The organism is Leyella stercorea (assembly GCF_021531355.1).
Lineage (GTDB): Bacteria > Bacteroidota > Bacteroidia > Bacteroidales > Bacteroidaceae > Prevotella.
Genome location: NZ_JADYTS010000092.1, coordinates 1 through 9,805, shown reverse-complemented (window position 1 = coordinate 9,805; position 9,805 = coordinate 1). Strand labels below are relative to the sequence as shown.

9 protein-coding genes are annotated in these 9,805 nt (G+C 48.6%); 7 read left to right on the top strand and 2 right to left on the bottom strand.

Annotated features, from left to right (window positions below):
• Nucleotides 1-230: 230 nt before the first annotated feature.
• Nucleotides 231-1,694 (bottom strand): DUF1846 domain-containing protein, encoded by a 1,464-nt coding sequence (locus I6E38_RS13305; RefSeq protein WP_235394453.1) that lies wholly within the window; start codon nt 1,692-1,694, stop codon nt 231-233.
• Nucleotides 1,695-2,077: 383 nt separating this feature from the next.
• Between I6E38_RS13305 and I6E38_RS13300 the strand changes: the two genes are divergently transcribed.
• The 3 genes from I6E38_RS13300 to I6E38_RS13290 all read left to right on the top strand — a co-directional run bounded on the left by I6E38_RS13300 (nt 2,078) and on the right by I6E38_RS13290 (nt 3,052).
• Nucleotides 2,078-2,296, top strand: coding sequence for a YtxH domain-containing protein (locus I6E38_RS13300; RefSeq protein WP_235394452.1), 219 nt, complete (start codon nt 2,078-2,080; stop codon nt 2,294-2,296).
• A 30-nt stretch (nt 2,297-2,326) separates the two neighbouring features.
• Nucleotides 2,327-2,677 carry a phage holin family protein gene (locus tag I6E38_RS13295; protein ID WP_235394451.1) on the top strand — a complete coding sequence of 117 codons (351 nt, stop codon included), beginning with the start codon at nt 2,327-2,329 and terminating at the stop codon, nt 2,675-2,677.
• An 84-nt stretch (nt 2,678-2,761) separates the two neighbouring features.
• Nucleotides 2,762-3,052 (top strand): hypothetical protein, encoded by a 291-nt coding sequence (locus I6E38_RS13290; protein WP_235394450.1) that lies wholly within the window; start codon nt 2,762-2,764, stop codon nt 3,050-3,052.
• 66 nt (nt 3,053-3,118) lie between these two features.
• On the opposite strand, the gene I6E38_RS13285 is transcribed toward I6E38_RS13290, so the two are convergent.
• Nucleotides 3,119-4,498 carry a threonine/serine exporter family protein gene (locus I6E38_RS13285; protein WP_235394449.1) on the bottom strand — a complete coding sequence of 460 codons (1,380 nt, stop codon included), beginning with the start codon at nt 4,496-4,498 and terminating at the stop codon, nt 3,119-3,121.
• A gap of 191 nt (nt 4,499-4,689) precedes the next feature.
• Between I6E38_RS13285 and sppA the strand changes: the two genes are divergently transcribed.
• The 4 genes from sppA to thiL are packed head-to-tail and all read left to right on the top strand — an operon-like array spanning nt 4,690 to nt 9,441.
• Nucleotides 4,690-6,465, top strand: a complete 1,776-nt coding sequence (gene sppA, locus I6E38_RS13280; RefSeq protein WP_235394448.1) for a signal peptide peptidase SppA — start codon at nt 4,690-4,692, stop codon at nt 6,463-6,465.
• 11 nt (nt 6,466-6,476) lie between these two features.
• The gene (gene lpxK / locus I6E38_RS13275; protein ID WP_235394447.1) at nt 6,477-7,601 is read left to right on the top strand and encodes a tetraacyldisaccharide 4'-kinase; all 1,125 of its coding nucleotides are present in this window, start codon (nt 6,477-6,479) and stop codon (nt 7,599-7,601) included.
• Entirely contained in the window at nt 7,540-8,349 is an 810-nt protein-coding gene (locus tag I6E38_RS13270) for a purine-nucleoside phosphorylase (protein ID WP_455072711.1), read from the top strand. Before lpxK ends, I6E38_RS13270 begins: the two co-directional genes overlap by 62 nt.
• Before the next feature lie 21 nt (nt 8,350-8,370).
• Entirely contained in the window at nt 8,371-9,441 is a 1,071-nt protein-coding gene (thiL, locus tag I6E38_RS13265) for a thiamine-phosphate kinase (RefSeq protein WP_235394445.1), read from the top strand.
• Nucleotides 9,442-9,805: the final 364 nt, after the last annotated feature.

Here is a 9,805-nt window from a genome sequence, read left to right as displayed (position 1 = left end):
GAATGAATTTCTTCATTCTCGCTTCTTGTACTACTTTATCTGTCTTATGTAAATCTTTTCAAAGAACTCTTTCCTTTCCTGCTTTCGGTCTTATTTTTCCTCAGTTAGCTGCGGTATTTTCAACTCGAAAGCGGATGCAAAGATATGACTTTTTGTTTAACCGCCAAAGTTTTTGCGCAGAAAAATTCAAAAAGTACATTTATTTTAACATCCATCCACTAAAAACCGTGTTATTTCTTAAGAATAGGCTCACAAGTGAGGTTTACACCAAGCTTCTTGAATATCTTCTGATCGACATCGCTGAGCATTACTGTGCAGTGAACCTGGCATCCGCGGAGCTTTGGTAGCTGCTGCAATGCACGACGGCAGTTCTCATCGTTCTCCGAAAGCACCGACAACGCTACAAGTACTTCGTCAGTATGGAGTCGCGGGTTGCGTCCACCGAGATAGTTGATTTTGGTGTACTGTATCGGTTCGATGAGCGACTGCGGCAACAATTTTAAACTATGATCGATGCCTGCAAGATGCTTCATCACATTAAGCAGAAGTGCAGCCGAGCAGCCAAGCAGTTCGCTCGACTTAGCTGTGATGATAGTACCATCTTCAAGTTCAATAGCCGACGACGTATGTCCAGTCAGTTTCTTATATTCCTTGGCAGCAGTTGTAGTGCGACGGAAATCGGTAGTAATCTTAGCCTGATTGAACAGCATCTGTATCTTGGCTATCTCAGCCTCGTTGCAAGCACCACGTGCCAACTTATTTGTGGCATCATAGTAGCGGCGTACAATCTCGTTCTTCGAAGCTTCGCAGCAAGCATCGTCATCACTGATGCAGAATCCCACCATATTTACGCCCATATCAGTTGGCGACTTATACGGATTTGTACCATATATACCCTCAAAAAGAGCATTGAGCACTGGGAAAATCTCTATGTCACGATTGTAGTTGATGGCAGTCTTGCCATATGCCTCAAGATGGAACGGGTCAATCATATTGACATCGTTGAGATCGGCTGTAGCGGCTTCATAAGCAATGTTTACCGGATGCTTGAGCGGAAGATTCCACACGGGGAAAGTCTCGAACTTGGCATAGCCGGCACGTACGCCACGCTTGTTCTCATTGTAGAGCTGACTCAGACACACAGCCATCTTGCCACTACCAGGACCTGGAGCCGTAACGATTACAAGCGGACGCTCTGTCTCTACGTAATCGTTCTTGCCGAACCCTTCATCCGAAGCGATAAGACTTACATTGTGAGGATAGCCCTCTATTAAATAATGGTAATAGGTCTTGATACCTTCGCGCTCCAGTCGCTGACGGAAGGCTGTGGCAGCTGGCTGACCGTTGTAATGAGTGATGACAACCGAGCCAACCATGAAGCCTCGGTTCTGGAATTCGCCACGCAGACGCAGCACATCCTCATCGTAAGTGATGCCGAGGTCGGCGCGCTTTTTGTTCTTCTCGATGTCAGTGGCACTAATCACCATTACAATCTCGATGCTGTCACTTAGTTTCTGGAACATGCGCAACTTGCTGTCGGGTGTAAATCCAGGCAGTACTCTGCTTGCGTGATGGTCGTCGAAGAGCTTGCCTCCAAGTTCGAGATACAATTTTCCGTCAAACTGTGAGATGCGCTCCTTAATGTGCTCAGACTGAATTTTCTGATACTTCTCGTTGTCAAATCCTATTCTCATACTTTACTAAATCTGAATTTTGGATGCAAAATTACAAAAAAATAAGCAAACACAAAGAAAAATGTAGTCCTTTTGGGTTGCAAATGTAGTCCTTTTGCCATTCAAAAGGACTACATTTGTAAGGTAAAAGGACTCCTTTTGAAGTGCAAAAAGAGTCCTTTTGAAAAGCGTCGGAATCCAGGTCATTACACCTTATTATATATATAGCATTCAGGCACGACCAGCACAGCACATTGGCAAGAAAACGCTGCCTGCACCACCCCACCCTCCTACAAATAGGTTTTTTAACAAAAAAAACGCAAACAAAAGCCCAACTATCGGAAAAGATTCGTTATATTTGCTTTTGATAAAGACAACATTATAAACTTTAAAACTTTAACGACATGAAAGCATTAGGTTACATTGGCGCATTTCTCGGCGGCGCTATCGCCGGAACAGCATTAGGAATACTCTTGGCACCGGAAAAAGGCAGCGAGACACGTACAAAGATTGGTGACGCAGTAGACGATTTCTGCAAGAAGCACAACATCCGCGTAAGCCGCAAGGAGGTTGAAGATCTCGTTGACGACATTAAGGAAGCAACTGACGCCGACAACGAATAATCAAATATCTCCAACCAGCATACAGTCGAAATGTTCTCAACCGACAAAAACATAGAGACAATAGCGCAACTCATTGAGGTTGTGAGGCATTACATCGGGCTTCAGTCAAAGTACATGAAGCTCGATGTAATTGACAAGATTGTGCGCCTGTTTACAGCCCTTATAATGGTGGCGCTGCTCTCGTTGCTGCTCTTCATCGGCCTGATATACCTGTCGTTTGCTGCCGTATATGCTCTTGAACCGCTCATGGGCACAGCTGCCGCATTTGCGTGCATAGCCGGTGTTTACTTTGTAGTGCTCCTGCTGTTTGTAGTGTTCAGAAAGAAATGGATAGAGCGTCCGCTTGTGCGGTTTCTCGCCAGCATGCTTATGCAGGAATAGTCCATACCTAAGCTGAAGCATACACTAACGTAATTGCAGCACGACACACAAATAAGTGAAACATCCAAACAATAAAGAAGCCGTATGAAACAAGACAATACAGTACAAAGCGAACGCAAATTCAGTTCGCTCGACGACATAAGGTTATACAAGGAAGAATTGCTGGAGCAGATAAGACAGGACCGTGACGTAATATCGACAAAATGGAACGACCTGTTTCACCGCGAAGAGCCAGCACCACAGAACAAGGCCCAGAAGATAATGAAAATGCTCAGCATGGGCACGGGCGTGCTTGACGGAGCTATGCTCGGATGGAAACTCTACCGCAAATATCAAGAAGGCGCTTTCCTATTCGGAAAACGTAGACGCAAATAAAAAAGCCTATTGCCATTACAGCAATAGGCTTTTTATTTTTATATTCAATTTGTAATGCAACCAATATTAGTCGGCATTAAACTCTGACAAATCAACGAACTTGCCACGAGCCTTGCGGTCGGCAATGGCTTTCTGAAGACGCTTGCGACGTGAAGTCGCAATCCACTGACGGGCGAATACGTTAGGAATAGCCACACCAATGGCTATACACATGATGGTAATAGCTGAACCCATGCCGAACTTCACTGCATTGGTCAACTCGCCTACAACACCCTGCATCTCGATCAAAGCCACAAGAGCACGATACATGAGCACACCCGGCACCATAGGAATGACGCTCGGGATTGACAATACGTGATGGGGCACGTGGAACCAGTGTACTGCCTTGACGCAGATGAGCGAAATGAGCGCACTGCCGGCAAGCGAGCCGATTGCCAGTCCCATATCGAGACCGATGTTGTTGTTAGACGGACCAAGATTGACAAAGTTGCGTGTACATACTGCAATGATACCACCGATAGCTACTACCCACAACAGTCGACGCTGAATATTGAAAATCATAGAGAAGCCCATAGCCGAAATGGCGGCGGCAGCAGCGTAGCTTATATAATTATTGTGGGGAATCATCGGGATGGTATAGAACTGCGTCAAGTCGAAGTTGGACAGCTTCAGGAAGAAAGCAATACCAAACGACATAGCCACAATCATAAGGAACGTATTGATGGCACGCGTGAGTCCCACCTGTATATAATTGTCGAGCATGTCATCGACAAAGTTGATGAGAGGCACACCGGGCACGATGAAGAGCGCACAAGCCAACAGCGGATGCAGCGGTGTAGAAGTCCACGACGACGGAAGCCACATTGTAAGGAAAGCGATGAGCGTGCTGACGAAAGCAGCCACGGCAATGCCCATATAGTTGTTGAATCCCTTGCGAAGCAACCAGCCGCGCAGATACATGCCAATGGCAGCTGCCAACGATGCATAGAAGAAAGCAATCCAGTCGCAGCCGAACTGAATACAGAATCCACCGCAGGCAAAACCGGTTCCGATAGCCACCTGAAGCGGAGTGTAATTGCGCGGACGCTGACGAATCTTCTCGAGTTCTTCGGCATACTGCTCGATAGTGTAGTCCTCGGCGATGGCCTGCCATGAGAGCTTAGAGATGAGCGAAATGGTAGTCATGTTGATGCCGTGCTTGGTGCAGCGCTGAAACTTGGTGAACGAGTGTTCGCCGTCGCTGAGGTTCACCATGAGCATGTTGAACTGCACATACACATGGAGGTGCTCCTCGGGCAATCCGAGAAAAGCGGCCACACGGTTCATGTTGCGGATGATACGATTGGTGTCGGCAGCGCTTTCAACAAGCATCTGACCAGTCTTCAAAAGCAAGTCGAGCTTGCGACGTAACAATTTTTCTTTGTCAAGTTCTTGAATCTGAGACATACGTTCTCTTTTTGTACTTTGATAAAATCTGTAAAATAGTTGTAGTTTACCTGCAAAACGTGTGCAAAGGTACGCTTTTTTTATGACATTATAAAATGTACGCATTCAAATATTAATAAGATTAATAGACAAGTGTCGGCAAAAAGTGTTATCTTTGCATTATTATAAACCAATAAAACACATTCATCAGTATGAAGGGTTTCATCAAAAGCGTACTCGCAACTATCGTAGGCATAGTTGTATTTGTAATCATAGCCGGAATATTCGGCGTGATGAGCATTGTAGGAATGGTGGCCTCGGGCCAGGCTACACAAACCGTGGAAGACGGTTCTGTACTCGTATTAGACCTATCTGGAACCATCGAGGAGCAGGGACAGGATGACATTATAGGCAAACTGACTGGCTCCTACGCATCGACTACGGGCCTCAACGACATACTCGCAGCCATAGGCAAAGCCAAGGACAACCCCAACGTGAAGGGAATATACATAGAGGCTGGCGTGCTAAGCGCAAGCTATGCCACACTGCAGGAGATACGTGGCGCACTGGAGCAGTTCCGCAAGAGCGGCAAGTGGATTGTAGCCTACGCCGACTCATACTCGCAAGGCGCCTACTACGTGTCGTCGGCTGCCAACAAGGTGTACATCAACCCGCAAGGTATGCTCGAATGGCACGGAATAGGCACCCAACCCATATTCTACAAGGACCTGCTTGCCAAGTTCGGCGTAAAGTTCCAGGTTGTGAAGGTTGGAACATTCAAGAGCGCCACCGAGACATATACCGAAGAGCACATGAGCGATGCCAACCGCCTGCAGACCCAGACCTTTGTGGGAGGAATGTGGAACAACGTGTGCCAGGCTGTAAGCAAGAGCCGCGGCATAAGCGTCGACTCGCTCAACTCATACGCTGATGAACTGACAGAGTTCCAACCTACCAACCTGCTCGTAAAGCGCAAGATGGTGGACGGCGTGATGTACACCGACAAGGTGAAGGATGTCGTAAAGAAGATGCTTAAGCTTGAAGACGACGACACGGTGCCGCAAATCAGCGTGAGCGACATGCTCAACACAAAGGACACAAATACTGCCGATGACGAGATTGCCGTATACTATGCCTACGGCAGCATCGTACAGAGCGATGCCGCATCGGCACTGACCGGTGGCGGACATAACATAGTAGCATCTAAGGTGTGCAAAGACCTCGAAGCACTGATGAACGACGACGGCGTCAAGGCTGTAGTAATACGCATCAATTCTGGTGGCGGCGACGCATACGCATCCGAACAGATATGGCACCAAGTGAGCATGCTGAAGCAGAAGAAGCCTGTAGTGATATCAATGGGCGATTATGCCGCATCGGGCGCCTACTATATGTCGGCTCCTGCATCGTGGATTGTGGCACAGCCCAACACCCTGACGGGCAGCATCGGAATATTCGCTGCCATTCCAGACATGAGCGGACTGGTGACACAGAAGCTCGGAGTGAAGTTTGACGAGGTGAAGACCAACCGCCACACCACCTTCGGCAATGTAATGGCCCGTCCGTTCAGCGCCGAAGAGACAGCCATACTGCAGGCTTATGTCAACCGTGGCTACCAGCTCTTCCGCAAACGTGTAGCCGACGGACGACGCATGCCGACAGAAGCTGTAGAAAAGATAGCACAAGGACGTGTATGGCTTGGCAACGATGCGTTGAAGATAAAGCTGGTAGACCAGCTTGGAAGTCTTGACGATGCTGTGCGTAAGGCAGCACAACTTGCCAAGGTAAAGAGCTACTACACAACCGACTATCCGGCTCCGTTGTCATGGACCGACCAGCTGATGGGCTCTGTCAGCGGTGGCAACTACCTCGACGAACAGCTACGTCTGACACTGGGCGACATGTATGAGCCGTTCTGCCTGATGCGCAATCTCAACAACCGACAGGCGCTGCAGGCACGTATGCCATACGTATTGAACATTAGATAGCAAACAACATAATGAGAACAGAAGGAGATTTCATAAAAATAAATGAGTGGCTTGTGCCTTTGAGCTGGCTGTACGGCATCGGTGTGCGCATTCGCAACTGGATGTTTGACATCGGAATGCTCAAAAGCCAAAGCTACGACATACCCATCATATCGGTGGGCAACATCACCGTGGGAGGTTCGGGCAAGACTCCTCACGTGGAATATCTCATAAACCTGTTGCACGACAAGTTGAAGATCGGAGTGCTCTCGCGCGGATACAAGCGCAAGAGCCACGGTTATGTACTTGCCCATAAGGATACTACTATGCCCGAGATAGGCGACGAACCCTATCAGATGCGACGTAAATTTGACGACATATACGTGGCTGTAGACCGCAACCGCCGCAACGGCATCGACCGCCTTACGCACGACGACGAGACCAAGGACATCGACGTGATACTGCTCGACGATGCCTATCAGCACCGATATGTGAAGCCGGGCATCAACATACTGCTCGTCGACTACCACCGACTCATAATCTACGACAAGCTGTTGCCTGCCGGACGCATGCGCGAACCGCAGGAGGGCAAGTCGAGAGCCGACATAGTAATAGTGACGAAATGTCCGAAAGACCTGAAGCCGATGGAGTATCGTGTACTGAAACGTGCCATGAACCTGTACCCATATCAGGAACTTTACTTCACCACGCTGCAATACGAAACGCTGAAACCCGTATTCGAGGGTGAACGCAAGCCTATCAGCTCGCTGCCGAAGGACATCAACATATTGCTGCTCACGGGCATCGCATCGCCCCAACAGATGATTGTAGACCTGCAACCAGTGTCGAAGAACATCACACCCGTGACCTTCGGCGACCACCATCAGTTTACAGCTGCCGACATAGAGCGCGTATGCCAGACATTCGACTCTATGCCTTCGCCCAAAATGATTATAACAACCGAGAAGGACGCAACGCGACTGACGCATACGGGCGACATCCCCGACGACGTGAAGAAGAACATCTACGCCCTACCCATCAGAATAAAATTCATGCTGGACGGCGAAGATGAGTTTAACAATAAAATCATAAGCTATGTACGAAAAAATTCAAGAAACAGCATCTTGGCTAAAAGAAAGGATGACCACAAGTCCTGAAACAGCCATCATCCTCGGTACGGGGCTCGGACAACTCGCCACGGAAATAACCGACAGCTACGAATTTTCATATAAGGACATACCTAACTTCCCCGTGTCGACGGTTGAAGGACATGCCGGAAAACTTATTTTCGGCAAACTTGGCGGCAAGGACATCATGGCCATGGAGGGACGCTTCCACTACTATGAGGGCTACTCGATGAAGGAGGTGACCTTCCCCATACGCGTAATGTACGAGCTGGGCATAAAGACCCTGTTTGTAAGCAATGCGTCGGGAGGTATGAACCCGGAGTTCAAGATTGGCGACCTGATGATCATCACCGACCATATCAACCTCTTCCCCGAACATCCGTTGCGCGGAAAGAACTTCCCTACCGGTCCGCGTTTCCCTGACATGCACGAGACATACGACCACGCTCTCATCAACGAGGCTGACAACATAGCCAGCGAAAAGGGCATTCGTGTGGTGCATGGCGTGTACGTGGGCGTGCAGGGACCGACATTCGAGACTCCTGCCGAATATCGTATGTATCACCGCATGGGTGGCGACGCTGTGGGTATGAGCACCGTGCCTGAGGTCATAGTGGCTCACCATTGTGGCATACGCACATTCGGCATATCCGTAATAACCGACCTCGGACTGGAAGACACGCCTGTTGAGGTGTCGCACGAGGAAGTGCAAGTGGCTGCCAATGCCGCACAGCCGCTCATGACCGAAATAATGCGCGAGATGATACGCAGAGCATAAATCACACATTATATAATATATATGACAGACATTTCAAAACTCGGTGAGTTCGGACTAATCCATCATCTCACCGATAACATAAAGCTAAAGAACGAATCTACCATCAAAGGCGTGGGCGACGACTGCGCCGTACTGCACTATCCCGACTCTGAGGTGCTCGTAACTACCGATATGCTTATGGAGGGCGTACACTTCGACCTCACTTACATCGACATGCAGCACCTCGGATACAAGTCGGCTATGGTCAACATAAGTGACATATTCGCCATGAACGGCACTCCGCGACAGCTCACAGTGAGCTTGGCGCTGAGCAAGCGATTCAAGGTGGAGGACATGGAGCAGTTCTACAGCGGACTGCGTATGGCTTGCGACAAATGGGGAGTTGACATCGTTGGTGGCGACACCACATCATCTTACACTGGTCTGGCTATAAGCATCACTTGTATTGGCGAGGCTCGCAAGGAAGACATTGTATATCGCAACGGTGCCAAGGACACCGACCTTATATGTGTGACGGGCGACCTCGGCGCTGCCTATATGGGTCTGCAGCTGCTCGAACGCGAAAAGAGTGTCTACTATCAGCAGGTGGACGAGGCTCGCAAGAAGAACGACAAGCGTGCTCTGGAAGAGTTGCGCGACTTCCAGCCCGACTTTGCTGGCAAGGAGTATCTGCTGCAACGCCAGTTGCAGACAGAAGCTCGTGGCGACATCATAGCACGCTTCCGCGAACTCAACATCCACCCTACTGCCATGATGGACATAAGCGACGGTCTGTCGAGCGAACTGATGCACATCTGCAAACAGTCGAACTGCGGTTGCCGCATCTACGAGAAGAACATTCCCATCGACTACCAGACTGCTGTTATGGCTGAAGAGTTGAACATGAATGTCACTACTTGTGCTCTGAACGGTGGCGAAGACTACGAACTGCTCTTCACCGTACCTATCGGCGACCACGAAAAGATTCAGCAGATGGATGGCGTGAAGATGATTGGACATATCACACGCCCCGAACTCGGACAAATGCTCGTGACACGCGACAACCAGGAGTTTGAGCTGAAAGCGCAGGGCTGGAATCCGCTGAGCAAGTAATGCTTAGTGGAGAGTTGAGAGTGGAGAGTTATGATATGTTTTGCATGCTAACATATTGATAGTGATGAATAACAAAGGTAATCACAACTCTCAATTCTCAATTTTCAACTCTCCACTCTCAACTCTCAACTAATTCTCAATTCTCAACTCTCAACTCTCAACTAACTCTCAATTCTCAACTCTCAACTAACTCTCAACTTTCAACGATTTTTGCTTTTAAAAGCAAAAAAATCAGATTTCGTTTTGTCAATTCAAATATTATTTGTACCTTTGCACTCGCTAAATAAAACACAGTTGGTGCCATAGCTCAGTTGGTAGAGCAAAGGACTGAAAATCCTTGTGTCCCCGGTTCGATTCCTGGTGG